Source organism: Devosia sp. 63-57 (assembly GCF_001899045.1).
In the GTDB taxonomy this organism is placed as follows: Bacteria; Pseudomonadota; Alphaproteobacteria; order Rhizobiales; family Devosiaceae; genus Devosia; species Devosia equisanguinis.
Window position 1 is genome coordinate 521,449 of the sequence record NZ_MKUY01000004.1, and the last position, 24,487, is coordinate 545,935.

Below are 24,487 nucleotides of genomic sequence, written 5' to 3' on the forward strand. Positions count from 1 at the left end.
CATTCCATCTCGTAGAAAATCCATCATGCGGCTGCGCCAGGTACATCTCGACTTTCACACCTCCGACCTCATCGAGGATATAGGATCGCGTTTCGACGCCAAGGCGTTTGGACAGGCCTTCAAGGATGCCGACGTGGATTCGGTGACCATCTTCTCCAAGTGCCACCACGGTCATTCCTACCACCCCACCGCCATCGGTCGGATGCATCCGCATCTCAAGTTCGACCTGATGCGGGCCCAGATCGATGCGCTGCATGCCCACAATATCAAGGCGCCGCTCTATCTCTCCGGCGGCTGGGACGAACTAGCGGCCAACCAGCAGCCCGGCTGGCGGCTGATGGATGAGAACGGCCTGCCCAAAAGGGTCGGCGGCGATCCGTTGGGCGATGGCTGGGCCTATCTCGATTTCGCCTCGCCCTATCTCGACTATCTCTGCCGGCAGGTGGATGAGGTGATGGTTAACTATCCAGATGGCGACGGCATCTTCATCGACATCACCTATCAGCAGCTTTCGGCCGGTCCTTGGACGCAGCAGCGCATGGATGCGGCAGGCCTCGATTGGGAAAGCGCCGAAGACCGCGCCAAATTTGCCGAGCAGGTCAATTACGAGCTGTTCGAGGGCGTGCAGCAGGCGGTGCACAAGCACGATCCGAACAAGCCGCTCTTCTTCAATCTCGGCCATGTGCGGCGCGGCCGGCGCGACGTCTACAAGCGCTATTTCAGCCATCTGGAGCTGGAATCGCTGCCGACGGCAAAATGGGGTTATGACCATTTTCCGCTCTCGGCGCGTTATGTCGATGTGTTCGGCGAGCCGTTCATCGGCATGACCGGCAAGTTCCACCATCTCTGGGGCGAGATCGGCAGCTACAAAGCGCCCCAGGCGCTGGCCTATGAAGTGGCCGCCATGCAAGCCTATGGCGCCGGCGCTTCCATCGGCGATCACCTGCACCCCAATGGCGCGGTGGATGCCACCAGCTACAAGGCCATTGGCGCCGCCTATGCCGAGGCCAAGGCTGCCGAGCCCTGGACGATTGGCAGCCGCAACCGCGCCGATATCGGCCTCGTCAGCGTCGAAGGTTCGCGCCGCCCCGGCTTTGTCGGAACGCCCGGCACCTCGAATGCTGCCGATGAAGGCGCCGCACGGGTTTTGCTCGAAGGCAAGTTCACCTTCGACGTGCTCGACACCGACATGGATTTCTCGCCCTATCGGCTGCTGATCCTGCCGGACGAGGTGATCGTTGATAATGCACTCAAGCTCGCGCTCGATGCCTATATCGGCAAGGGTGGCAAGCTGTTGCTCACCGGGCAGAGCGGGCTAGATGCGGATAAGGGCCTGCTGTTCGATATCGGTGCCGCGTGGCACGGCGCCAATCCCTATTCGGGCGACTATGCCTTGCACGACGCCGCGATCCGGGCCGATTTCGTCGCCGATCCGATCTATATGTATGTCGGCTCCGAACGGATTTCGGTGACCGATGGGCAGAGCCTCGGCGTCGTCTACGATCCCTATTTCGAGCGCAGCCCCAAGCATTTCTCGGGCCACGTGCATACGCCGCGCCGTTCCGATCCGTCGGGCTATGCTGCGGGCGTTCACAAGGGCAATATCACCTATCTGGCGCATAAGGCCTTCTCGGCCTATCGCCAGTCCGGTGCTGTCGCCATCCTCGAATTGCTAGAAAAGACCATTCTGTCTTGCCTCGACGGCGCACCCAATGTGCGTGTCGGCCTACCGCGTGCCGGTCGCGTCACGGTCCGCCATCAGGCGGCAGAGGGCCGCGACGTGGTGCATCTGCTGTTCGCCCAACCGGCATTGCGCGGCGAATTGCGCGGCGACAATGTGCAGCCGATCCAGGATTTTGTGACCCTGTCCGACATTGCTGTCGATCTGGCCATCGGTGACCGCAAGGTCGAGACGGTGCGTGTAGTTCCCTCTGGCGAGGCCATCGACTTTGATGTCGCCAGCCAGCGCCTGCGCTTCAGCGTGCCGCGCCTCGAAGGCGCAGCCAAGATCGAAGTGCAATATCGGCAGTAGTGAGACTGGAAGTGAGTTATGAGGCCGCGCTGTCTACGGACAGGGCGGCCCTTACCTTTTCCAGGCCGTTCGCAGTGCCGTTCAGCGGCCGGTATTCGAGGCCGACGGCGCCTTCATAGCCATTGTCGTAGAGCCAGGCGAGGCGCCGGCCGAGGTCGATCTCGCCGGAGCCCGGGTCGTTGCGGCCGGGATGGTCGGCGACATGGGCGTGGACCACGCGCGACACCCGGCCTGCCAGCACATCGTCGATGGCCTCCCCCATGATGTGGGAATGGTAGAGATCGAAGACGATGCCGATTTCCGGGCGGCCGACCTCATCGACGATGTTGAGTGCCTCGCGGGTCGAGGAAAGGTAGTAGCCGGGGTGGTCGATGACAGTATTGAGCGGTTCAAGGCCGAGGCGCACACCGGTGCCGGCAAGGATATCGGCGCTCGCCTCCAAGCCCGAGACCAGAGCGCGGTGTTGGTCCTCGCGCGACACGCCAGGCTGGTCGTTGCCGGCCTGAGCGATCAGCACCGTGGCGCCCAGTCTTTGTGCCAGTGCAGCGGATTGCTTGAGGCCGTCGAGGAAGGCAGCGTGATTGGCTGGGTCGGTAATGGAGATCATCGGCTCGGCGAGGAAACCGCTCAGCGTCATGCCGGTTTCGCGCAAAGCCGCCTCGATGGCAGCTATGTCCTTGTTGGACCAGCGCCAGAATTCCACTGCATCGAGGCCGGCTTGCTTAGCCAGGTGAATGCGCTGGACGAAATCATCGCTCGCGTCTGAAAAAAGCCACTCGATACACGCCGACAATTTCATGGGTAGTCCAGTCCTATATTTGTGACGGCGACTCGCGAGCCGTCATCACAGCAATAGTGGACAATAAACTGAGACGGGAATACCGGCTAATGCCGTCGGCTGCTCACTTGTGATCAGCCGGCGATGCGTGGCTGGTGGTCTCCGGCGGCGCGGCGGAGGAAACCATCGGCCTTGTCGAGGGCTGAGAGGGCGGCTTCCTTGTCGAGGCCGGTCAGGGCCATGAGGATGGCGAGCTTGACGTTGTAGTCGGCCAGATCGAGATAGTGATCCGCCTGTTCGGCGGTGCAACCGGTGGCTTCGACGACGATGCGGGTGGCGCGGGCCGCCAGCTTTTCATTGCTGACCGAGAGGTCGACCATCAGGTTCTGGAAGGACTTGCCGATGCGGATCATGCTGGCAGTGGTCAGCATGTTGAGCACCAGCTTCTGCGCCGTGCCGGATTTGAGCCGGGTCGAGCCAGTCAGCGCCTCGGGTCCGACGATGGGCGAAATGGCGATTTCGGCCTGGCGAGCGATGGTGGAATCCGGGTTGCACGAGAGGGCGACGGTGGTGGCACCGATGGATTTTGCGTAATCCAGACCGCCGATGACATAGGGGGTGCGACCGCTGACGGCGATGCCGACGACGACGTCGCGGGCCTCGAGCGCAATCTTTTCGAGATCGACGCGGCCCTCGTCGCGGTCATCCTCGGCGCCTTCCACGGGGTGGCGCAGGGCGTGATCGCCACCGGCGATAAGGCCGATCACCATGCCATCGGGCACGCCGAAAGTGGGGGGACATTCGGAGGCATCGAGCACGCCCAGGCGCCCGCTGGTGCCGGCGCCCATATAGATGAGGCGTCCACCAGCCTTGAAGGCCTCGACAATCTTATCCACGGCTGCCGCAATCTGCGGTAAAACCAGTTCCACGGCCTGGGGAACCCGACGATCTTCGGTGTTCATCGCCGCTAGAATCTGCTGCGTCGACATCAAGTCGATCTGCATGGTCTCGGGATTGCGCGCCTCCGACACGAGGTGTCCCAGTTCCGCGATCAGGGCGTGTTTCGGCATGGTGGTTTCCTCACGGTTGGGAGCGGATGCTAGAAGTGACTATTCCATATGTCAATAAAGTGTGGAATAGAATATTCCGGATCAGCGCACGGAAACGGCCATGTCCATACTCAAGATACTGGATGCACAGCTGGAATCGATGACCCAGGCAGATCGGCAGATCGCCCAGTTCATCCTCGATGATCCCGAGCGCATGCTGTCGCTGTCCTCCGCCGCGCTGGCCGAGGCGACGGGGCGCAGTCAGTCGAGCGTGGTCAAGTTCAGCCAGAAATTGGGCTATGCCGGCTATCAGCAGCTCAAGCTGGATGTGAACAAAGCCAAGGCGCAGGAGTTTCACGCGCCGGCCGGGGTGATCCATGGCTCGATCGATGCCAGCGACAGCTACCTCACCATTCTGCAGAAGCTGATTGGCTCCAAGCTGTTGTCGATGCGCGAAACGTCAGCGGTCAATACCGAGGCGACGATCGATTCCGCCATCGATGTTCTGGTCAAGGCGCGGCGGATTCAGCTGGCCGGTGTGGGGGCGTCATCGCTGGTGGCGCGGGACTTTTCCTATAAGTTGCTGAAGCTGGGGCGGACGGTTCTGGTCGATAGCGACAGCCATATCCAGATCTCCAATGCCTCGGTGCTCAACAGCGAAGACCTGATCATCGCGCTGTCGCATTCGGGGCGGAGCGTCGAGACCTTGCGCATTGCCGAACTGGCCAAGGCGCGCGGGGCGACCCTGTTGTCGATCACCGGGTTGCACTCCAATCCCTTGGCGGAGCTGGCCGATATTCGTCTCTACACGGTGGCGGACGAGGAGCGGGTGCGCTCGTCGGCCATCACTTCGCGCGATGCGCAGCTGATGTTGACCGACATGCTGTTCATCCTTTTGCTGCGGCGGCAATCGGATGCCTATGACTTCATCCATCGCAGCGAAATGGCTGTGACAGTGCTCAAGGCCTAGTACGCAATTATCGCTGTCGCGCGGGTCGGCGGTAATTTTATATTCTTGACAGTGCGATTTTTTGGAATTTAGTATTCCTGATATTGCCTGTTCATGACCGCACTATGAACGAATTATGAACGCGCATTGCCTGTGATTGCGGGCGAGGGGCTTTCACTCGGATCGGGGAACTCTATCTTGGCTCAGCTTTCGCTCCGCGGCATCAAGAAGCGCTTCAAGAACACTGATGTGCTGCACGGTATCGATCTGGAAATCGGCGACCGTGAATTCGTCGTCTTTGTCGGTCCCTCGGGCTGCGGAAAATCCACCCTGTTGCGGCTCATTGCCGGGCTCGATCCGATCAGCGACGGCGACTTCTTCCTCAATGGGCAGAAGATGAACGACGTGCCGCCCTCGCGGCGCGGCATCGCCATGGTGTTCCAGTCCTATGCGCTTTATCCGCATATGGACGTCTATGAGAACATGGCGTTCGGCGCGCGGCTGATGGGGCTCGACAAGCCGGAAGTGGAAAAGCGCATTGCCGAGGCGGCGCGCATGCTGCGGCTGGAGCCGCTGTTGCAGCGCAAGCCACGCGAACTGTCCGGTGGGCAGCGCCAGCGCGTGGCCATCGGACGCGCCCTGGTGCGCAAGCCGGCGGTGTTCCTGCTCGACGAACCGCTGAGCAATCTCGATGCGGCGCTGCGGTCGGATGTGCGGCTCGAAATCGCCCGCCTGCACCACGATATCGGCGGCACCATGATTTATGTGACCCATGACCAGGTCGAGGCGATGACGCTGGCCGACAAGATCGTGGTGATGAATGCCGGCCGGATCGAGCAGGTCGGCTCGCCGCGTGAACTCTACGAGACCCCGGCCAATACCTTCGTGGCCACCTTTATCGGCTCGCCGCGCATGACGCTGGTGGATGTGAAGCGTGAGGGTGACCGGCTGGTCATCGACAATGGTGGTGGCGTGGCGATCGCGGCGCCGCAGGATGCCAAGGTCAAGCTGGGGCTGCGTTCGGACGCGGTGCGGCTGAGCCGCGAGAGCGGCGGCGAGGGCTTTGCCGCGACCGTGGTCTATACCGAATATCTGGGCGACAATGCCTATGTCTATGTCCGGCTGGCCGACCAGACGCTGCTGTCGGCGCGCACCGGCCCCAATGATCTTTATGCACCCGACGAGGCGGTGACCGTGACGGTCGACCCCAGCGCGGTGCATTTCTTTTCCGCCGAGGATGGACGGCGGCTGGCGCCCTGAGGCGCCGGGGACCTTAGTCCATACCAAACGACTTAACAGGAGAGGGAATGATGAAAACCAATCTGATCCGCATCGGCGCCGCGATGAGCGCGCTGCTCGTGGCTGCCCCGGCCTTTGCACAGGACCTGACGTTCTGGAGCTGGCGCCAGGAAGACAAGGCTGCCTATGAGCAGTTCATCGATACGTTCGAAGCCGCCAATCCCGGCATCACGGTCAAGTTCGAGACCTTTGAAGCTGCAAACTACAACACGATCCTTTCCACCGCCCTGGCTGGCGGCACCGGTCCGGATGTGATGATGGTGCGCGCCTATGGTGGCCTCGAAAACGTCGCCGCTGCCGGCTATCTCGAGCCGCTGAGCTTCGAAACCGTCCCGGCGCTGGCCGATTTCGCCCCTGCAGCGCTCGCCGCTGAAAGCGTGCGCGCCGATGGCGTGGTCTATGCCGTGCCCTTCGCCAGCCAGACGCAGCTGGTCATCTATAACAAGGCCATCTTCGACGCCAATGGCCTCGAAGAGCCCAAGAGCTGGGACGAACTGGTGGCCCTGAGCCAGAAGCTCAAGGATGCCGGCGTGTTCCCGTTCGCCAATGGCACCGCGACCGCCTGGCAGAACGAGACCGTGACCTTCGGCCTCGGCTCCTCGCTGATGGGCAAGGATTTCTACAACGGCCTGATGTCGGGTGAGACCGACTTCACCGACGAGCGCTTTACCGGTGCCCTGGCTGCCGTGGCCGATGTCGCCGCCAAGTACTTCCCCGATGGTTTCATCGGCCTCGACTACCCGTCCGCCCAGCAGCTGTTCGCTTCGGGCATGGCCGGCATGTTCATCGGCGGCTCCTATGAGCTCGCCAACTTCAAGGGTCAGAATCCGGATATCGAGCTTGGCGTGTTTGCCGCGCCCGGCAAGAGTGCAGAAGACGAGAAGCTGGTTGGCCTCTATTTCGACGGTGGCTATGCCGCCAATGCGGCCGGCGCCAACAAGGAAGCCTCGATCAAGTTCCTGAACTACCTGGCCAGCAAGGAATTCGGCCAGGCCTTCGCCGACACGCTGAGCAATATCTCCACCGTGCCCGGCGTCAGCTTCAACAACCCGCTGCTGGCTGAAGTCAACGACCTCAACCAGCACTCGATCCCCTACCTGATGCTGGCCCATTTCCGCTTCGGCGAGCCCTCCGGCTCGGTGCTGATCCAGGGCGAAATGCAGAAGCTGTTCGCCGGCGAAACCACCCCGGAAGCCATCGGTGAAGCCCTGACCACCGGCCTGGCCGCCTGGTACGAGCCGTTCAAGAAGTAAGAGCCTGCTCGGTTCACCCCCACCTAACCTTCCCCTCAATAAGGGGGAGGGACCGGGCGGTGGGTGTGGCGAGATGTGGTCAAGATCACAAATCTGCTCCTCCCCCTCCTGGAGGGGGAGGTTGGGTGGGGGTGGTTCGGTGGCGAACCGATGGACTCCCACCCTCAATCCCTCGCCTCAAGGGGGAGGGAGGCGATGGACGGGCGGATCAATGCCCCGCCGAAACCAAGAATGCCCCATTGCCGGGGCGGAGGTCAGATGGGGGTGTCGCTCCCCTGATCGCGTAAAACCAAGCGAGGCCTAAATGCCCCAACTTCGGATGACTGGACGCGGCCTCTGGATTACCGCGCTGATCGTGCCGCCGCTGGCTTTCGTGGCGCTGTTCGTGGTCTATCCGATCGTTTCGGCCTTCGCCTATGCCTTTTTCGACTGGCAGGGGCTGCGGCGCGGGGATTTCGTGGGGCTGGAAAACTTCCACACCGTGCTGTTCGTCGAGCCCTATCGCAGCTGGACGATCAACGCCTTCAAGAACAATGTCATCGTCTTCTTCGCGCTGATGGTGCTGCAGAACGGGCTGGGCTTCATCCTCGCCTATGCGCTGTGGCGCGAACTGCCGGGCGCCCGCTTTCACCGTATTGCGGTGTTTCTGCCGGTGGTGCTTTCCACCATCATCGTCGCCTATCTCTTCAAACTCTTCTACCATCCGTTGTTCGGCGTGGTGAACCTCTCGCTCAAGGGGTTTGGGCTCGGCTGGCTGGCGCAGCCCTGGCTGGGGCAATCGGGCACGGCGCTGTGGAGCATCATCATCGCCCAGGCCTGGCATATGGTGGGGTTCCCGACGCTCGTCTTCCTCGCCGGCATGCAGCGCATTCCGGGGGAAATCCTCGACGCCGTGCGCATGGAAACCGAGAGCGAATGGGTGAAAATCACCAAGATCGTCTGGCCGCTGGTGGCCCCCAGCGCGACGATCGTCTTCACGCTGCTGTTCGTGGGCGCGTTCAACTGGTTTGAGCTGCCCTATATCATGGGCGGGCTTGACGGCTCGCCCTTCGGCTCGACCGACGTGCTGGGCCTTTATTTCTATCGCACCGCCTTCGGCAATGTGTCGGCGGGGCAGCAGGATTTCGGGCTGGGTTCGGCGCTTGCCGTGCTGATCTTCATTTTCATCGCCATCGTGGCCGGGTTCATCACCACGCGCCTGCGCGCCCGGGAGATTCAGCTGTGAGCGATACGTCCGCCAACACCTATTACGACCGCCGCGGTATTCTGGCCTCGCTGGGCCGCGACGGGCTTTTGCAGATCATCCTGATCGCCAATACGGTGATCATGTTGGCGCCGATCATCATCATGGTGTTTTCGGCCTTCAAGACCACGCCGCAGATCTTCCAGTCGCCGTTCGGCATGCCCGATTTCAGCCAGGTCGGCAATTTTCTGAAGATCTGGAACGAGACCAATTTCCTGCGCTATCTGCTCAATTCCTTCGTCGTGACCGGCGCCTCCATGGTGCTGATCCTGACGCTGGGGACCATGGCGGCCTATGCCATCGGGCGCTACAGCTTTGCCGGGTCGGGCTTCGTTTTGATGTTCTTCCTGGCCGGGCTGACACTGCCGCTCAAGCTCGCCATCATTCCGCTGTTCATGCTGATGCGGGACCTGTCGATCCTCAACAATCAGCTCAGCCTGATCTTCGTCTATACCGCCATGGGGCTGCCGACGACCGTGTTCATCATGACCGGATTCATCCGTAGCCTGCCCAATGAGCTGGAAGACGCCGCGCGCATGGATGGGGCGAGCGAGGCGCGGATCATGTGGTCGATCATGCTGCCGCTGGTGCGGCCGGCCATGGTGATCGCCGGCATCCAGAATGTGGTGCCGATCTGGAACGACTTCTTTTTCCCCCTGGTGTTCATCCAGAACGATAATCTCAAGACCCTGCCGCAGGGGCTGACGACGTTCATGGGCGAATATACCACCGATTGGGGCGTGTTGTTCTCGGGGCTGACGCTGTCGGCGGCGCCGATCATCATCATCTATATCGTGCTGTCCAAGCAGTTCATTGCCGGCATGACCTCGGGAGCCGTCAAGTGAGGCTGCCGCGCGGGCTGGTGGTGTCCTGCCAGGCGCGGGCGGACAATCCGCTGCACGGGCCGCAATTCATGGGCGCCATGGCGCTGGCGGCGCGCGATGGCGGGGCGGTCGGCATTCGCGCCAATGGGCCCGCCGATATCGCGGCGGTGAAGGCGGCGGGATTGCCCGTTATCGGCATCCACAAGGTGTTTTCGGAGCAATATCCGGTCTATATCACCCCCGATTTTGCGGCGGCCGAGGCCATTGTCGCGGCGGGTGCGGAGGTGGTGGCGCTCGATTGCACCGAGCGGCCTCGGGATGGCGAGCCGCCGGCGGTGCTGATCCGGCGCATTCGCGACGAACTGGGCGCCGAAGTGTTTGCCGATATCTCGACGCTGCGCGAGGGATTGGCGGCGGCCGATTGGGGCGCGCATTACGTGGCGACGACGCTGTCGGGTTATACCGAGGCGACCGAGCCCAAGCCGGAGGAGCCGGATCTGCGGCTGCTTGAGGCGCTGGCGCGCAAGCTCGCGGTTCCGGTGGTGGCCGAGGGGCGGTATAATAGTCCCGAACTGGTGCGCCAGGGGTTCGAAGCCGGCGCGCATGCCGTGGTGGTGGGAACAATGATCACCAATCCGCGCGAAATCACCCGCGCTTTCGTCAAGCAGGGCGTGCCCGCGTGAGCAATCCGGTGCGGCTGGGGCTCGATGTCGGCGGCACGGCCAGCCGTTGGGTGGCCTGCGCTGCCGATGGCGCGGTGGTGGCGCGCGGCAAGGTGGCTGGGGCCACCGGCCATGTGTTCAACCCGGCGGAGCGCGAGAAGCTGCGGCTGGCGCTGGCGGCGATTGCCGAAGCGGTGTCGGCAGCGGGGCTGACGCCAACGCATCTGGCGGCCGGGCTGACCGGCTATGGCGCGGCGGTGGCGACAGATGTCGCCGGGCTGGTGGCGGAGCGGTTCGGCATCGGCGCCGAGACCGTGTTGCTGACCGACGACATGACGCTGGCTTTTGCCGCGATCTTTGCGCCGGGTGAGGGGCATTTGGTATCGGCAGGGACCGGCTCGATCGGGCTGCATTTGGGTGAAGATGGCGCGCTGGTGCGTGTCGGCGGTCGGGGCATTCTCATCGATGATGCCGGCTCCGGCAGCTGGATCGCGCTGCGGGCGCTCGACAAGATCTATCGGTGTCTCGATCACAGCGGCTCGTTTACCGAAGTGCAGCGCCTCGCCGATGCGATGTTGGCGCTGGTCGGAGGCACCGAATGGAGCGACGTGCGCCAACTTGTCTATGGCGGGGATCGCGGGCGCATCGGAGCTCTGGCGGTGGGCGTGGGCCAGGCGGCAGAGGCCGGTGATGCGCTGGCGCTGGAGATTTTGAGCGAGGCCGGGCGCGAATTGGCGGCTTTGGCGCAGGCGCTGACGGCGCGGGCGGGCAAAATGCCGATCGGCTTTATCGGTGGCGTATTGGGCCTGCACGGGAGCGTGGTGGAGGCGATCAGCGCGCAGTTGGCGGGTCAGGTCGTGCTGTTTCCAGAGGCGGATGCGGCGCTGGCGGCGGCGCAGATGTTCGGGCCGCACAAGGCCGATTGGCGGGCTTTGCTCGCCGCCAACCAGCCGGGTTAGGGCGTTTCACGTTCTGGTTGACGCGGCTCCATCGCCCCCTCCCCCTTGGGGGCAAGGGCTATCGCAGATGGGTTTGAGCGTGCTGCAGCACCCCCACCCAGCCTCCCCCTGAAGAAGGGGGAGGAGCCGCATCGCGTTGTGGGCAAGAGTTAGTCAAAAGCACCGGTCGGTCTCCCTCCCCCTTGCGGGGAGGGAGCGAAAGAGCCCACAGAGTCCACCTCAAGTTGAAATGGTCTAGTGCTGCTTAAGCTGCGGTGACGCGCCAGATGACGTCGCCGACGTCGTCGGCCATCAGGACGCCGCCATCGCTGGCCAGCGCCACGCCGACCGGGCGGCCATAAGAATACTTTTCGTCTTCGGAGAGGAAGCCGGTGAGGATGTCCCGGGGCAGGCCGGTGGGCTTGCCGTTTTCGAAGCCGACAAAGGTGAGCTTGTAGCCGCTGAGCTTGCTGCGGTTCCATGAGCCGTGCTGGCCGATGGCCATGCCTGCGGGCAGGCCCGGCAGGGTGCCTTCGGGCAGCCAGGCGAGGCCGAGCGAAGCGGTGTGGCCGCCCAGGGCGAAGTCCGGGCGCAGAGCCGAGGCGACCTTGGCCTGGTCCTGCGGCACGCGATCATCGACGGTCTGGCCCCAATAGCAGAACGGCCAGCCATAAAAGCCGCCATCGCGTACCGAGGTCAGGTAATCGGGCGGGGTCTCATCGCCCAGGCCATCGCGCTCGTTGACGACGGTAAAGAGCGTATCGGTGGTCGGCTCCCAGGCCATGCCGACCGGATTGCGCAGTCCGCCGGCAAAGATGCGATGGCTGCCGGTGGCGAGGTCAAGTTCGTGGATGCAGGCGCGGTCCTCTTCGACCGCCAGCCCGGCATCGCCGATATTGGAGAGCGAGCCGACGGCGACATAAAGCTTGGTGCCGTCCTTGCTGGCGATGAGATTGCGCGTCCAGTGGCCGCCCGGCTTGAGGTCCATGAGCTTGCGGCCCGGCGCGGTGATACGGGTGGTGCCGGTCTCATAGGGATAGGCATAGACCGCGTCGCTGGCGCCGACATAGAGCGTGTCGCCGACCAGCACCATGCCATAGGGTTGGCGGATGTTTTCGATCAGCGCATGGCGCTCTTCGGCGACGCCGTCGCCATTGGCATCGCGCAGAAGGGTGACGCGATTGGCGCTGACACCGCGAGCGCGGGCGCGCTTCATGGTTGCGCTCATGGCGTGGTCGAACAGCGTCTTGGGCGTGCCGTCCTCGCCCATGGATTCAGCGATCAGCACGTCGCCATTGGGCAGAACGGCGATATTGCGCGGATGCACCAGACCACGGGCGAAGGCATTGACCCTATAGCCGGCAGCGGCGGTGGGCATGTGATTGCCCTCCCAGCCCTTGGCGGTCGGCATTTTGAGCGTGGGAATGGTACCCTGGGCCTTGGCCTCGGGAATGGCGGGCGCGGTGCCGAAGGCAGGCTGGCGCGGACCATCGCCGGAATGGCGAATGGCCACGGCAACCGCCCCGATGGCGGCGACAAGGCGGGCAAACAAGGAATTGTCGGTCATGGGGCTATCCTGGTGTGGGGTGGGCCAGCGGCAATGGTGTGATTTTTGAATGCGGGCCCATCCATTGCAACGTTGTGTCCGATGGGTCAAGCGGCGGGGCGGGGCTTTACGTGCAGGCGGGGCAGAAGTGCAGGGCCCTCGGGTCAAGCCCGAGGGTGACGGCTGGTGGGGTGGGTGACGGCTGCTGATTCCTATTGCGGGCCGACCAGCGAGGCGTCGAGTGTGGTGGGGCGGTTTTCGAGGGCGAGGCGGGTTTCGCGGCGTGGGGTGGAGGCGATGACCTTGCCGGATTTGATGACCTTGAGGCGGGCGGGCTTGAGGCGGATGGCTTCGATGGCGTCCCTGGCCTGGAGCAGCACCATGTCGGCCTTGCAGCCGATATCGAGACCATAGCCATCGAGATGCATGATCCTGGCCGGGCCGGTGGTGACCAGATCGAAGCATTGGCGCATGGCGTCGCGGCTGGTCATCTGCCCGACGTGAAGGCCCATGGAGGCGACTTCGAGCATGTCGCCGGAGCCCAGGGAATACCAGGGGTCCATGACGCAGTCGTGGCCGAAGGCGCAGGTGATGCCGTATTTGAGCATTTCGGGAATGCGGGTCATGCCGCGACGCTTGGGATAGGTGTCGTGGCGGCCCTGGATACCGATATTGATCAGCGGATTGGCGATGGCACTGACCTCGGCCTCAGCGATCAGCGGCAGCAGCTTGCTGACATAGTAATTGTCCATGGAATGCATGGAGGTGAGATGGGAGCCGTTAACGCGACCGTGGAGGCCGAGGCGCTGGGTCTCGTAGGCCAGGGTCTCGATATGGCGGCTGAGGGGGTCGTCGGTTTCGTCGCAATGGAGGTCGACCAAGAGGCCGCGCTTTTCGGCGATTTCGCACAGGGCTTTCACGCTGGCCGCGCCGTCGACCATGGTGCGCTCGAAATGGGGAATGCCGCCGACGACATCGACGCCCATGTCCAGCGCGCGGTCGAGCAATTCGATGGCGCCGGGAAAGCGGAAATAGCCGTCCTGCGGGAAGGCGACCAATTGCAGGTCGATATAGGGGGCGACGCGCTTCTTGACCTCGAGCAGCGCCTCGACGCCGAGCAGCCGCTCATCGCAGATGTCGACATGGGTGCGGATGGCGAGGAGGCCTTGGCTCACGGCGAGATCACAATAGGCCAGGGCGCGCTCGATGACGGCCTCGTGGGTGAGGAGCGGTTTGAGCTCGCCCCAGATCTGGATGCCTTCGAGCAGAAGCCCGCTTTCATTGTAGCGCGGCAGGCCGAGTGAGAGCGTCGCGTCCATGTGGAAATGGGTGTCGACGAAGGGCGGGGAGACCAGCTGCCCGGCGGCGTCGATGGTTTCTCCGGCATCACCGAGCAGATTGGGTTCGAGGGCGGCAATGCGGCCATTCTGGATGCCGATATCGATGCTCTTGCGGCCATCGGGCAGAGTGGCATTGGTGATTTTGAGGTCGAACATGTTTGGTCTCGTGCTGCCTGGTTGCCGTTTCGCATCTCCCCACCCGCTTGTGCGCGAAGATCAAGGATAATGCGTCAAAAAGAGTACCCCCACCTAACCTCACCCTCAAGAAGGGGGAGGGACCGATCGAGTGTGTTGGGATCTTTGGAAGCCACGATGAGCTCCTCCCCCTTCTTGAGGGGGAGGCGGGGTGGGGGCGGAGGGCGGAGGCCCATCTGTGCCGCCGTCAATGCCGCTGCCCTCTGGTCCAGGGGTGGAGCAATGCGCGGGGATAGTCGGCTTTTCGGGCGACGAGGACCAGTGCCAGGATGGAGAGCAGGTAGGGGAGCATGAGGAAGACCTGGCCGGGGACGACCTGGCCGATCTCGGCCTGTAGTCTGATCTGGAAGGCGTCGAAGGCGCCGAAGAGCAGGGCGCCGAGCAGGGCTTTTCCCGGTTGCCAGGAGGCGAAGACCACCAGTGCGATGCAAATCCAGCCGCGGCCATTGACCATGCCGAAGAAGAAGGCGTCGAAGGCCGACATGGTGAGGAAGGCGCCGCCCAAAGCCATCAGCGCGGAGCCGACGACCACGGCGCCGATGCGCAGGCCGATGACCGACAGGCCCTGGGCATCGACCGAGGCGGGATTGTCGCCGACGGCGCGAATGGCAAGGCCCAGCGGGGTGCGGTAGAGCACGAAGGCGACGAGGGCGACGGCGGCAAAGGCCAGCCAGGTGAGCGGGGTCTGCGAGAACAGCGCCGGGCCGATGAAGGGAATGTCGGTGAGGCCGGGAATGGAGACCGGCTGGAACGGCACGATGCGCGGCGGCGAGCTCACATTGGGCAAGGCGGTGCGATAGGTGAAATAGCTGACGCTGGTGGCGAGCAGGGTAATGCCGATGCCTGAGACGTGCTGGGAGAGCCCGAGAATGACCGTGAGGAAGGCGTGGAGCCCGCCGAAAATGGCACCGGCCAAAGCCGCGACCAGCACGCCGCCCCAGAGACCGGCGCCGAGATAGACGGCGAGCCAGCCGGCCATGGCCCCGGCGACAAAAATGCCTTCGATGCCGAGATTGAGCACCCCGGCGCGTTCGCAAATCAGGGCGCCGAGCACGCCGAAGATCAGCGGGGTGGCGATGCGGATGGCGGCGGCCCAGAAATTGGCGGAGCCGAGAATATCGAGCAGGACGTCCATTGCTCAGGCCTCCTGGGTTCGCGTTTGCCAGCGCAGGCGGAAGCGCAGGAAGAAGCTGCCGACCAGCACGCAGAGGAGGCTGAGGGCGACGACGAGATCGGCGATATAGCTCGAAATGCCGGTGGCGCGGCTCATGGAATCGGCGCCGACAAAGACCGCGGCAATGAAGAAGGCGGCGAGCACCGCGCCGATGGGCGAGAGGCCGGCCAGCATGGCGACGACGATGCCGGAATAGCCGAAGCCGGGTGAAAGGTCGGCGGAGAGATAGCCTTTTACGCCGGCCACTTCGCTGACCCCGGCAAGACCCGCCAGGCCACCCGAAATCAGCGCCACCTTGAGCATGGTCTTGTCGACGGGAATGCCGGCGAAGCGGGCGGCGGCCTTGTTTTCGCCCACGGCCTTGATCTCGAAACCGAGCACGGTTTTCCTGACCATGAACCAGAGCAACAAGGCCGAAGCGAGGCCGATGACAAGGCCCCAATGCATGCGCAGGCGCGGCACGAGCTTGTCGAATTTCGCCTCTGCCACCAGCGGCACCGATTGCGGCCAGCCCATGGCGAGCGGGTCTTTCAACGGGCCTTCGATCAGCATCTGGACGAAGAGAATGACGACGAAATTGAGCAAGAGGGTGATGACCACCTCGTCGGCGCCGAAACGCTGCTTGAGCACGGTGGGGACCACCATCATCAGGCCGCCGGCGAGGAAGCCGGCCAGCATGATGGCGGGGATCATCAGCGGCGCGGGCAATTGCAGGAAGCCGGAGCCGACGAGGACGGCAGCGAGGGCGCCCATATAGAGCTGGCCCTCGGCGCCGATATTCCAGAGGCGAGCGCGGAAGGCGATGGCGGCGGCGAGGCCGGTGAGAATGAGCGGGGTGGCGCGGTTGAGAGTTTCGGAAAAGGCGAACATGGTGCCGAAGGCGCCCTGGACCATGAGAGCATAAGCGGTGAAGGGATTGCCGCCGGCGCTGAGGACGGGAATGGCGACGAGGATGAGGGCGGCGAGGCCGGCGCCGAGCGAGACGGCAAGGCGCAAAGCGATGGAGGCGTCGGCGCGGGGTTCGAGGCGGAAGCTCATGATGCCAGCGTCTCCTGCGCCTGCGATTGGCCGGCCATCAACAGGCCGATGGTGCCGCGATCGAGGTGCTCGGCAGGGCCGGCATCGATGAGTTCGCCGGCATGGACCACGAGGAAGCGGTCGGCCAGGGCGAAGAGTTCGTCGAGATCTTCGGAGATGACGAGGACGGCGGCGCCACGATCGCGGGCGGCGATGATGCGGCGATGGACTTCGGACTGGGCGCCGATATCGAGGCCGCGGGTGGGCTGATTGGCGAGAATGACGCGCGGTTCGCGCTCGAGCACGCGGGCGAGGATGAGCTTTTGCACATTGCCGCCCGAGAGCAGGCGCGCTTCGGCGTCGGGGCCGGGACAACGCACATCATAGGCGGCGATGGCGGCACTGGCGCGGGCGCGCATGGCCTTGCGGTCGAGCAGGCCATGGCGGGAAAAGTCGGGCGAACGGACCTCCTCGATGGCGATATTGTCGGCGACGCTCATGGTGCCGACGACGCCGTCATGCTGGCGATCCTCGGGCATGCGGGCGACGCCCTGGGCGACGAGGGCGCGGGGATCGGCCGATGTCACCGGGGTGCCGAAAAGGCGCAGGGTGCCGGCAGTGGGGGTGGCGAGGCCGGAGATCAAAGCGGCGATGCCGGACTGGCCATTGCCGGAGACGCCGGCCAGGCCGACGATTTCGCCGGTACGCAAGGCGAAGCTGACATTGCGCAGGGCCTGGCGATCGCCGGGCCGGCCGAGGGAGACGGCGTCGAATTCGAGCGCGATTTCGCCGGGTTTGCCGGGGGTGCGGGTGACTTCGGCGACCGCCTTGCCGACCATGAGATCGGCAATGGCGCGGCGGTCGGCGGCGGCGGTTTGCAGTTCGCCCGCCTTCTGGCCGGCGCGCAGGACGAGGATGCGGTGGGAGACAGAAAGGACTTCGCCGAGCTTATGGGAGATGAAGATCACCCCCAGCCCATTGGCGGCGAGGCGGCGCAGCACGGTGAACAGCCCCTCGGCCTCCTGCGGGGTGAGGACGGCGGTGGGCTCGTCGAGAATGAGCACGCGCGCGTCGCGATAGAGGGCCTTGAGGATTTCGACGCGCTGCTTTTCGCCGACGGTGAGGGCGGCGACGCGGCGGTCGAGATCAACGTCGAGGCCGCTTTCGGCGATAATTTTTGCGATTTTGGCGCGGGCCTTGCCACGGGCGCCCAGCGACAGCAGCGGCTCGGTGCCGAGGCGGATATTGTCGAGGCCGGAGAGGTTTTCGGCGAGGGTGAAATGCTGGTGCACCATGCCGATGCCGGCGGAAAGCGCCGCGCCGGGCGAACCGGGGGGCAGGGTGGCCTGGCTGCCATCGCGGGCGAGGACGCGCACGGAGCCTTCGTCCTGCACATAGTGGCCGAAGAGGATGTTCATCAGCGTGGTCTTGCCGGCGCCATTCTCGCCGAGCAGGGCGAGGATTTCGCCCTTATGCAGGTCGAGCGAGATGGCGTTGTTGGCGAGGAGGCTGCCGAAGCGCTTGGTGATGTTGTCAAGCGAGAGCAGGGGGATGGGATCGGTCATGGGCTCCTGCTTCACGGGTGGTTGCTCAAGTGCAGAGGCCTCGGGACGAGCCCGAGGGTGACGGCCGGTGGGGGACGACCCCCACCTAACCTCCCCCTGAAGGAGGGGGAGGGACTGATCGGTGCCAGTTAGTTCGACTTAGGCTCGGTGTCGTCGATTTCGACCACGAAGGAGCCGTCGAGGATCTTGGCTTCGACGTCTTTCGCTGCCGCGACGGCGTCAGGGCCGGCCAGGGTTTCATCGACGACGAGGCTGCCACCGCCATATTTCATGAAGGCATAGATGCCGTAGTCGGAGGCGGTGAAGCTGCCGGCCTGCACATCCTTGATGGCCTGGTCGATCATCGGCGCGCCGTTCCACAAAGCGGAGGCGAGGATGGTGCCGGGATAATCGGCACTGGTGTCGATGACATTGCCGATGGCCAGGATGCCGCGTTCCTTGGCGGCGTCGGAAACGCCGAAGCGTTCGGCATAAAGGATGTCGGCACCGGCATCGACCATGGCGAAGGCGGTTTCCTTTGCCTTGGGCGGGTCATACCAGGAGTTGATGAAGCTGACCGAGAATTTCACCTCCGGATTGACCGAGAGGACGCCGGCCATGAAGGCGTGCATCAGCCGGTTCACTTCCGGAATGGCATAGCCGCCGACCATGCCGATCTTGTTGGTCTCGGTCTTCATGCCGGCAATGATGCCGGTGAGATAGCTGGGCTCGTGGATGAAGTTGTCGAAGGTGGCGAAATTGGGCTCGACTGGCGCGAGCGAGGAGCCCATCAGGAAGGCGATTTCGGGATAGTCGGCGGCGACGGCGCGGGCCGGCTGTTCGACGCCGAAGGCTTCACCGACCAGCAGGCCGATGCCCTGCTCGGCATATTCGCGCATGACGCGTTCATAATCGGTGTTGGAGATGTTTTCCGAATAGACGTAGTCGATCTCGCCGCGCTCATCGGCTGCCACAAGAGCATTGTGCAGGCGGCTGGCCCATTGCTGCTCGACCGGCACGGTCCAGACCGCAGCCACCTTGAGCAGGTCCTGCGCCCAGGCGGCGCCAGACAGCGAAAGGGCAGTGGTGAAGCCGAGTGCCGCCAGAACGGTGCGGCGGTTGATATGTCCCATTTGCGTTCCCCGTTTGATGCTTTGTTGTTCAGTTCTCCCTGATGCCTATCTTGCGGGCGGCAGCGGGGAATTGGAAGGGGGCAGGTGGTCCGTCCCCAGGATGTGTTGTCGTGTGTGGCCTTCCTTTCGCCACCCTCCCCCTTGAGGGGAGGGATTGAGGGAGGGGGTCTATCAGTGAATCACTGAACCCCCCCCCCCCCCCACCCCGGCCCTCCCCCTCAAGGGGGGAGGGTGCGATAGAGCCGAAGCCTGAGCGCACCTCACAAAAAAGGCGCCCCTTGCGGAGCGCCTCTGGTTTGGTTCAGCGGAAGGCCGGGATGACGTGCCGGCCGTAATTGGCGATGATTTCCTCCTCATCGCCGCTGTCGAGATAGATGTTGAACTGGGTGACCCCCGCCGCCTCGAGATCGCGGATCTTGGCGATGTGCTCGTCGGGCTCGCCCAGTACGCAGAAGCTTTCCACGACATCGTCGGTGATGAAATCGAGATAGGGATTATCGGCCTGGCCGTGCTTGGAATAGTCGTAGCCCCGGCGCTTTTCGATATAGGAGGTGAGGCTTTGGGGGACCTTGTCGCTGTCGGCACCATATTTTTCGACGATGTCCGCGACATGATTGCCGACCATGGCCGGGAACCACTTTACATGCTCGATGGCGCGCTTCTTGTCGCCGAAATAGGCGGGGGCGGCGGCCATGGAGCGGTAATTGCTCATATCCTTGCCGGCAGCCTTGCCGGCTTCGATGCACTGGTCGGTGAACCATTTGCAGAGGCCAGGATCTGCAATCTGCAGCACCACACCCTCGGCGCTTTCGCCGGCGGTCTTGAGCGCCAGCGGCCCATAGGCGGCAATCCAGCTGGGCATGTCGTGGCCAACAGCCCAGGGGAATTTCACCGCCGCGGGAATGTCGCCATAGGTGACTTCTTCGCCGCGCACCATGGCCTTGGTCTTGGCGATGAAATCGGCAACGCGGGCCAGCGTTGCCGGCTTTTTGCCCATGACGCGCATGGAAGAGTCGCCGCGGCCGACGGCGAGATCGAAGCGGCCGCCGGACTGTTTTGAGAGAGACCCGAAGATGGAGGCCGCTACGGACCAGTCGCGTACATCGGGATTGGTGACCAGGGGGCCGAAGCGCATGTCCTTGGTGTGTTCCATGCACATGGCGATGGCCGAGTAGCAATCGCGCCAGAGAATGTGGCTGTCATAGAACCAGCAATAGGTGAAACCGGCATATTCAGCGGCGCGGACGAGATAGCGCGCGCGCTCGGCGTCGACGAACCCCTTGAAGGTGATTCCGAATTCCATAAGTCCTGCGCTCCCTCGGGCAAGAAATTTGACCAGTCGATCAAATTTTTGGGCGGGCGCGGGGCGATTGTCAATCGGGATTGTGCAGGGATTTTTCACCATCCGGTTCGTCATAGACCAAGAGCGGGCGGCCGGTGATGGGGTCGGGAACGAGGCGGGCGGCGACGCCATAGGTGTCGCGCAGCAGGTTGGGGGTGAGTACCTGGGTCGGAGTACCCTCGGCCAGGACGTGGCCGGACGTCAGCACCACCAGGTGGTGGCAGCGGGCGGCCAGATTGAGATCATGCAGGGCCAGGACCACGGTGGTGCCGGTGGCGGCGCGGCGGCGCAACAGGGCGAAGAGCTGCAGCTGGGCGGCGATATCGAGATGGCTGGTCGGTTCATCGAGCAGCAGGAGGCGCGGCTGTTGCGCCAAGGCGCGGGCAATGTGCACGCGCTGCTGCTCGCCGCCGGAAAGCGTATTGAAGCGGCGGGCCGCAAAGCCGCTCATGCCGGTTTCGGAAAGGGCCGCGTTGATTATGGCGTCGTCTTCGCCGGCATTGCCGGCGGCGAGGGCGGACTGGAAGGGAATGCGGCCCAGGGCGACGACGTCGCGGACGCTGAGCCTTTCCTCGGTGGAGACGGATTGCTCGACCAGCGCGGCGAGGCGGGCGCGGTCGCGGCGGGGCATGGCGGGCAGGTTTTCGCCCGCGAAGCTGGCGCTGCCGGTGGACGGGACAAGGCCGAGCAAGGCGGAAAGCAAGGTGGATTTGCCGGCGCCATTGGGGCCGATCAGTCCGGTCATGGCAGCTTGTGGCGCGGTGAAGCTGGCGCCGGTGAGGATGGTCCGGGCGCCGCGGGTGACGGCAAGATTTTGGACCACAAGGCTCATGTGATCCTCCGGTAGCGGAGGAGAACGAAAAGGAAGGCCGGGGCGCCGATCAGTGCAGTGATGATGCCGACGGGCAGTTCGCGCGGGTCGAACAGGGTGCGCGCGGCGGTATCGGTCCAGAGCATGAAAATGGCGCCGACCAGCATGGCATGGGGCAGCAGAATGCGATGGCGCGAGCCCAGCGCCAGGCGCACGGCGTGGGGCACGACCAGGCCGACAAAGCCGATGGCCCCGCCAATGGCCACCATGACACCGGTGAGCAGGGCGGTGGCACCGAGCAGGGTCCAGCGCAGGCGCGGCACGTCGATGCCCAGCGTGGCGGCGGCATTATCGCCGAAGGCGAAGGCATCGAGGGCGCGGCCGGAGATGAGGATAACCGGGGCGCAGAGGAGGAGGGCGGCGGCGACAAGGCCGGCATCGGTCCAGACCGAGCCCGAGAGCGATCCCATCAGCCAGGAGAGGATTTCACGATAGCTGTCGCCGGTGGCCGACCAGAAGATGAGAAAGGAGGTGGCGGCCGAGGCGAGGGCGGAAATGCAGATACCCACCAGAATGGCGCGGCTGGGGGTGGCGCCGCCGAGCAGGCCGGCGACGAACAGCGCCAGGGCCAAGGCGCCGATGCTGCCGAGAAAGGCGCCGAGCGGCATGAGTAGGGCAAAGCCGGCGAGGAGGAACAGCACCGCGCCCAGGGCAGCGCCGGAGGAAAGGCCGAGCAGATAGGGGTCGGCCAGGGGATTGCGGGTCAGCGCCTGCATGACCGTGCCGGACAAGGCGAGGCCCGCCCCAACGCCGAGAGCGGTCAGCACGCGGGGCAGGCGCAGTTCCCAGACGATGGCATCGCGCAGGCGGGAGACGGGACTGTCCGGCAGGAGGCCCAGATGGTGGAGGATGACCGACCAGACTTCGGAGGGCGTGATATCGGCAGGGCCGAAGGTGACTGCGACGATGGCGCTGAGAAGGAGCAGGGCGAAGAGAATGGGGAGAGAGAGGCGGGTCATGGTGGTGATGACCCGATACTGCGATGGCGTGCCGGGTGGGCGGAGTTTTTGCGTGGGACGTCACTCTCGGGCTTGACGCGAGGGGCCGGGACTTGCTGCGCTCGTTTTAAATCTAACACCCTCGGGTCAAGCCCGAGGGTGACGGCTGGTTGGGTGGGGAGGGAATGAGGCTGGGGGTCTAACGGTATGCCACTGAACCACGCCCCACCCCGACCTTCCCCCTTAAGGGGGGAGGGGGTGCAGAAGCCGAAGCTCCGGCACAGGGGGAGGGGTAGGAGTGTATCCTGCGCCAAAATCCTTATTCCCCGAAGGTCAACCCGGCCAGTTGCGCGGCCATGTCGGTCGTGGCGGGAACGTTGCGGATGCCGGCTTCGGAGGCGGGGAAGGGGAGGACGAGGTAGCGCTGGTGGATCACGGCGTCGAGCTTGCTGGTGATCGGGTTTTCGGCGAGCAGCGTCTTTTTCTGCGCGGCGGAATTCCAGGCGGAGTCGACCAGGACGATCACGTCGGGATTGGCATCGACAACGGCTTCCCAGCTGGCGGAGGTCCAGCCCTCGTCGACAGCGGCGAAGATGTTGGCGAGGCCCAGGGCTTCCATGATCATGGCCGGGGCATTGCGACCGGCGCCGACATAGGGGGTCTTGGTGCCGGACGAGTACCAGAGCGCGGTGAGGCCGCGCGTGTCGGGGGCGATGGCGGCAAGTTCGGCCTTTTGCGCGGCGACGAGATCGGCGGCTGCGGCTTCGACGTCGAAGATCGTGCCCATCTCCTCGATCTCGGCGAACAGCATGTCGAAGGTCAGTTTGGGCGGCACGACGGAGCGGCAGGCGGCGGGGGCGACATAGGTGGCGACGCCCAGCTGCGCCAGGGTCGGGCGCTCGCCGGCGCCATCGGCGGCGAAATTGCTCTCCCAGCCGCCATAGATGAAGTCCGGCTCGGTTTCGAGCACGACTTCCTGGCTGGGCAGCTTTTCGGAGAGCACTTTGAGGTCGACGCCGGCCGCGGCGAGATTGGCGGGCAGCGGACCATCCTGGAAACCGACGCCGACGATTCTATCGGCCAGGCCCAGCGAGAGCAGCAGTTCGGTAGCGGTGGACTTGATGGTAACGACGCGCTCGGGGGCGTGCTCGATGGTGACCGAGACGCCGCAATTGTCGAGGGTAAGCGGATAGGTGGTGGCGGCTTGGGCCGGGGCGGCGAGGAGGAGAAAAGTACTGACTATGAGTGGAAGATTAGACGTGGCGCGCGCGTTGCGTCTGTTGCTCCCCTCCCCCTTGAGGGGAGCGGTCGGGGGTGGGGGTCCATCAGTACGACACAGTTCGACCCCCTCCCCAGCTTTGTTATGCCCCTGCGGGCCAAGCGTCGCTACCCTCCCCTCAAGGGGGAGGGCGGGCAAAACTGCAACTGCCGTGTCTGACATTTCTTAGTCCTGACGCTGTTTGGATTTGGCTTCCGCCAGCGCGGCTTCGTAGCCGAGGCGGTAAGCTTCGGCTGAGCCGAAGCGGAACATGTCGTCGTCGCCGGTGCGGGTGAGACTGCGGGCGCCGGGGGCGTCGAGATCGGTGACGAAGCGGGCGAGGCCGCGCACCGCGGCGACGGGAATGCCTGATGTCTTGCCCTTGACCAGATCGGCAGCGCCGGCGATTTCGTCGGCAATGACGGCCTGGGTGACATGCAGAGGGCGGCCGTTGGCATCATTGGCACCGCGCAGGTCGTCGGTGAGCTGCACGCCGGCAGCGCCGATGGCCATGTCGGTCTGGCCGACGCGCCAGGCGCGGCCGATAGTGTCGGTGATGATGATGCCGATGTCGATGCCGAGCTTTTCGCGCAGGCCCGCGCAGAGTTTTCTGGCCGAGGCGTCGGGATCGGCGGGGAGGCGCAGGGCCAGACCCTCGGGCACATTGGACATGTCGATGCCGGCGGCGGCCATGACCAGGCCCTGGCGAGTCTCGACGATCTTGAAGGTGCCGCCGGGATGAACGCGCTCGGCGACGACGCGGACTGTGTCGGCGGCGATGGCCTGTTCGCGCTCGGCGGCGGGGACGAGCATGTTCTCGGATTTGGAGACGATTTTTGAGGTGACGACGAGGATGTCGCCGGATTTCAAGGCGAGGTCGGGATCGGCGGCGGACTGGGTGGCGACGGCGTCGGCAATGAGGGTGACGAGGTCGTCATGGGGTGCGATTTCGGGGAGGCCGGTAATGCCCCAGAAGGAGAAGCGGGGGGTCATGGGTGGAGCCTAGGCTGTCTCGGATTGTCGCCGCCCGTTCGATCGTCACCCTCGGGCTTGACCCGAGGGGTCTGTTGTTGCGGTGCTGCTGTCAAGTGTAGGGCCCTCG

At 64.2% G+C, this 24,487-nt stretch carries 21 protein-coding genes; 8 read left to right on the forward strand and 13 right to left on the reverse strand.

Annotation, left to right across the window (positions count from 1 at the left end; genetic code table 11):
* Positions 1-25: 25 nt before the first annotated feature.
* The gene (locus tag BGO80_RS07680; RefSeq protein ID WP_286720601.1) at positions 26-2,032 is read left to right on the forward strand and encodes an alpha-amylase family protein; all 2,007 of its coding nucleotides are present in this window, start codon (positions 26-28) and stop codon (positions 2,030-2,032) included.
* Between the two features lie 16 nt (positions 2,033-2,048).
* Here BGO80_RS07680 and BGO80_RS07685 read toward each other — a convergent pair whose 3' ends face one another.
* Both BGO80_RS07685 and murQ read right to left on the reverse strand, forming a co-directional pair.
* Positions 2,049-2,831, reverse strand: a complete 783-nt coding sequence (locus tag BGO80_RS07685; RefSeq protein WP_286720603.1) for a TIM barrel protein — start codon at positions 2,829-2,831, stop codon at positions 2,049-2,051.
* A 113-nt stretch (positions 2,832-2,944) separates the two neighbouring features.
* Positions 2,945-3,880, reverse strand: coding sequence for an N-acetylmuramic acid 6-phosphate etherase (gene murQ, locus BGO80_RS07690; protein ID WP_286720605.1), 936 nt, complete (start codon positions 3,878-3,880; stop codon positions 2,945-2,947).
* Positions 3,881-3,980: 100 nt separating this feature from the next.
* Here murQ and BGO80_RS07695 point away from each other — a divergent pair, with 100 nt between their 5' ends.
* The 7 genes from BGO80_RS07695 to BGO80_RS07725 all read left to right on the forward strand — a co-directional run bounded on the left by BGO80_RS07695 (position 3,981) and on the right by BGO80_RS07725 (position 11,048).
* Complete coding sequence (locus tag BGO80_RS07695) at positions 3,981-4,829, forward strand: MurR/RpiR family transcriptional regulator (protein ID WP_286720607.1); 849 nt, start codon at positions 3,981-3,983, stop codon at positions 4,827-4,829.
* Between the two features lie 177 nt (positions 4,830-5,006).
* Positions 5,007-6,068 (forward strand): ABC transporter ATP-binding protein, encoded by a 1,062-nt coding sequence (locus tag BGO80_RS07700; protein ID WP_286720609.1) that lies wholly within the window; start codon positions 5,007-5,009, stop codon positions 6,066-6,068.
* Positions 6,069-6,115: 47 nt separating this feature from the next.
* Entirely contained in the window at positions 6,116-7,360 is a 1,245-nt protein-coding gene (locus BGO80_RS07705) for an extracellular solute-binding protein (protein ID WP_286720610.1), read from the forward strand.
* A gap of 304 nt (positions 7,361-7,664) precedes the next feature.
* Positions 7,665-8,585 (forward strand): carbohydrate ABC transporter permease, encoded by a 921-nt coding sequence (locus BGO80_RS07710; protein ID WP_286720612.1) that lies wholly within the window; start codon positions 7,665-7,667, stop codon positions 8,583-8,585.
* Entirely contained in the window at positions 8,582-9,448 is an 867-nt protein-coding gene (locus BGO80_RS07715) for a carbohydrate ABC transporter permease (protein ID WP_286720614.1), read from the forward strand. The genes BGO80_RS07710 and BGO80_RS07715 overlap by 4 nt, the downstream gene beginning before the upstream one ends.
* Positions 9,445-10,110, forward strand: coding sequence for an N-acetylmannosamine-6-phosphate 2-epimerase (locus BGO80_RS07720; protein ID WP_286720615.1), 666 nt, complete (start codon positions 9,445-9,447; stop codon positions 10,108-10,110). The genes BGO80_RS07715 and BGO80_RS07720 overlap by 4 nt, the downstream gene beginning before the upstream one ends.
* Positions 10,107-11,048, forward strand: a complete 942-nt coding sequence (locus BGO80_RS07725; protein ID WP_286720617.1) for an N-acetylglucosamine kinase — start codon at positions 10,107-10,109, stop codon at positions 11,046-11,048. The genes BGO80_RS07720 and BGO80_RS07725 overlap by 4 nt, the downstream gene beginning before the upstream one ends.
* Before the next feature lie 244 nt (positions 11,049-11,292).
* Here the strand turns inward: BGO80_RS07725 and BGO80_RS07730 are convergent, their stop codons facing one another.
* The 11 genes from BGO80_RS07730 to cofE form a co-directional block, all read right to left on the reverse strand.
* Positions 11,293-12,594, reverse strand: a complete 1,302-nt coding sequence (locus BGO80_RS07730; RefSeq protein ID WP_286720618.1) for a PQQ-dependent sugar dehydrogenase — start codon at positions 12,592-12,594, stop codon at positions 11,293-11,295.
* Positions 12,595-12,785: 191 nt separating this feature from the next.
* Complete coding sequence (locus BGO80_RS07735; RefSeq protein ID WP_286720620.1) at positions 12,786-14,069, reverse strand: amidohydrolase family protein; 1,284 nt, start codon at positions 14,067-14,069, stop codon at positions 12,786-12,788.
* A gap of 226 nt (positions 14,070-14,295) precedes the next feature.
* Positions 14,296-15,243, reverse strand: a complete 948-nt coding sequence (locus BGO80_RS07740) for an ABC transporter permease (protein WP_286720622.1) — start codon at positions 15,241-15,243, stop codon at positions 14,296-14,298.
* A gap of 3 nt (positions 15,244-15,246) precedes the next feature.
* Positions 15,247-16,320, reverse strand: coding sequence for an ABC transporter permease (locus BGO80_RS07745; protein ID WP_126152268.1), 1,074 nt, complete (start codon positions 16,318-16,320; stop codon positions 15,247-15,249).
* Positions 16,317-17,864: an ABC transporter ATP-binding protein gene (locus BGO80_RS07750; protein WP_286720623.1), complete on the reverse strand. Its 1,548-nt coding sequence runs from the start codon at positions 17,862-17,864 to the stop codon at positions 16,317-16,319. The genes BGO80_RS07745 and BGO80_RS07750 overlap by 4 nt, the downstream gene beginning before the upstream one ends.
* A 128-nt stretch (positions 17,865-17,992) precedes the next feature.
* Positions 17,993-18,976, reverse strand: coding sequence for a BMP family protein (locus tag BGO80_RS07755; protein ID WP_286720624.1), 984 nt, complete (start codon positions 18,974-18,976; stop codon positions 17,993-17,995).
* A gap of 301 nt (positions 18,977-19,277) precedes the next feature.
* A complete protein-coding gene (locus BGO80_RS07760; protein WP_126152207.1) occupies positions 19,278-20,279 on the reverse strand; it encodes a TIGR03842 family LLM class F420-dependent oxidoreductase in 1,002 nt (333 codons plus the stop codon).
* A gap of 70 nt (positions 20,280-20,349) precedes the next feature.
* On the reverse strand, positions 20,350-21,150 hold the full coding sequence (locus tag BGO80_RS07765; RefSeq protein ID WP_286720625.1) for an ABC transporter ATP-binding protein: 801 nt from the start codon (positions 21,148-21,150) through the stop codon (positions 20,350-20,352).
* Positions 21,147-22,148 (reverse strand): iron chelate uptake ABC transporter family permease subunit, encoded by a 1,002-nt coding sequence (locus BGO80_RS07770; protein WP_286720627.1) that lies wholly within the window; start codon positions 22,146-22,148, stop codon positions 21,147-21,149. Before BGO80_RS07770 ends, BGO80_RS07765 begins: the two co-directional genes overlap by 4 nt.
* A 298-nt stretch (positions 22,149-22,446) precedes the next feature.
* Complete coding sequence (locus tag BGO80_RS07775; RefSeq protein WP_286720628.1) at positions 22,447-23,568, reverse strand: putative F420-0 ABC transporter substrate-binding protein; 1,122 nt, start codon at positions 23,566-23,568, stop codon at positions 22,447-22,449.
* A gap of 3 nt (positions 23,569-23,571) precedes the next feature.
* A complete protein-coding gene (gene cofE, locus BGO80_RS07780; RefSeq protein ID WP_286720630.1) occupies positions 23,572-24,378 on the reverse strand; it encodes a coenzyme F420-0:L-glutamate ligase in 807 nt (268 codons plus the stop codon).
* Positions 24,379-24,487: the final 109 nt, after the last annotated feature.

Bases quoted from the DNA above. Each gene is read 5' to 3' on its own strand.
- BGO80_RS07680 (WP_286720601.1), top strand. From the start codon at position 26: ATGCGGCTGCGCCAGGTACATCTCGACTTTCACACCTCCGACCTCATC.
- BGO80_RS07685 (WP_286720603.1), bottom strand. From the start codon at position 2,831: ATGAAATTGTCGGCGTGTATCGAGTGGCTTTTTTCAGACGCGAGCGAT.
- murQ (WP_286720605.1), bottom strand. From the start codon at position 3,880: ATGCCGAAACACGCCCTGATCGCGGAACTGGGACACCTCGTGTCGGAG.
- BGO80_RS07695 (WP_286720607.1), top strand. From the start codon at position 3,981: ATGTCCATACTCAAGATACTGGATGCACAGCTGGAATCGATGACCCAG.
- BGO80_RS07705 (WP_286720610.1), top strand. From the start codon at position 6,116: ATGATGAAAACCAATCTGATCCGCATCGGCGCCGCGATGAGCGCGCTG.
- BGO80_RS07710 (WP_286720612.1), top strand. From the start codon at position 7,665: ATGCCCCAACTTCGGATGACTGGACGCGGCCTCTGGATTACCGCGCTG.
- BGO80_RS07730 (WP_286720618.1), bottom strand. From the start codon at position 12,594: ATGACCGACAATTCCTTGTTTGCCCGCCTTGTCGCCGCCATCGGGGCG.
- BGO80_RS07735 (WP_286720620.1), bottom strand. From the start codon at position 14,069: ATGTTCGACCTCAAAATCACCAATGCCACTCTGCCCGATGGCCGCAAG.
- BGO80_RS07740 (WP_286720622.1), bottom strand. From the start codon at position 15,243: ATGGACGTCCTGCTCGATATTCTCGGCTCCGCCAATTTCTGGGCCGCC.
- BGO80_RS07745 (WP_126152268.1), bottom strand. From the start codon at position 16,320: ATGAGCTTCCGCCTCGAACCCCGCGCCGACGCCTCCATCGCTTTGCGC.
- BGO80_RS07750 (WP_286720623.1), bottom strand. From the start codon at position 17,864: ATGACCGATCCCATCCCCCTGCTCTCGCTTGACAACATCACCAAGCGC.
- BGO80_RS07755 (WP_286720624.1), bottom strand. From the start codon at position 18,976: ATGGGACATATCAACCGCCGCACCGTTCTGGCGGCACTCGGCTTCACC.
- BGO80_RS07760 (WP_126152207.1), bottom strand. From the start codon at position 20,279: ATGGAATTCGGAATCACCTTCAAGGGGTTCGTCGACGCCGAGCGCGCG.
- BGO80_RS07765 (WP_286720625.1), bottom strand. From the start codon at position 21,150: ATGAGCCTTGTGGTCCAAAATCTTGCCGTCACCCGCGGCGCCCGGACC.
- BGO80_RS07770 (WP_286720627.1), bottom strand. From the start codon at position 22,148: ATGACCCGCCTCTCTCTCCCCATTCTCTTCGCCCTGCTCCTTCTCAGC.
- BGO80_RS07775 (WP_286720628.1), bottom strand. From the start codon at position 23,568: ATGTCAGACACGGCAGTTGCAGTTTTGCCCGCCCTCCCCCTTGAGGGG.
- cofE (WP_286720630.1), bottom strand. From the start codon at position 24,378: ATGACCCCCCGCTTCTCCTTCTGGGGCATTACCGGCCTCCCCGAAATC.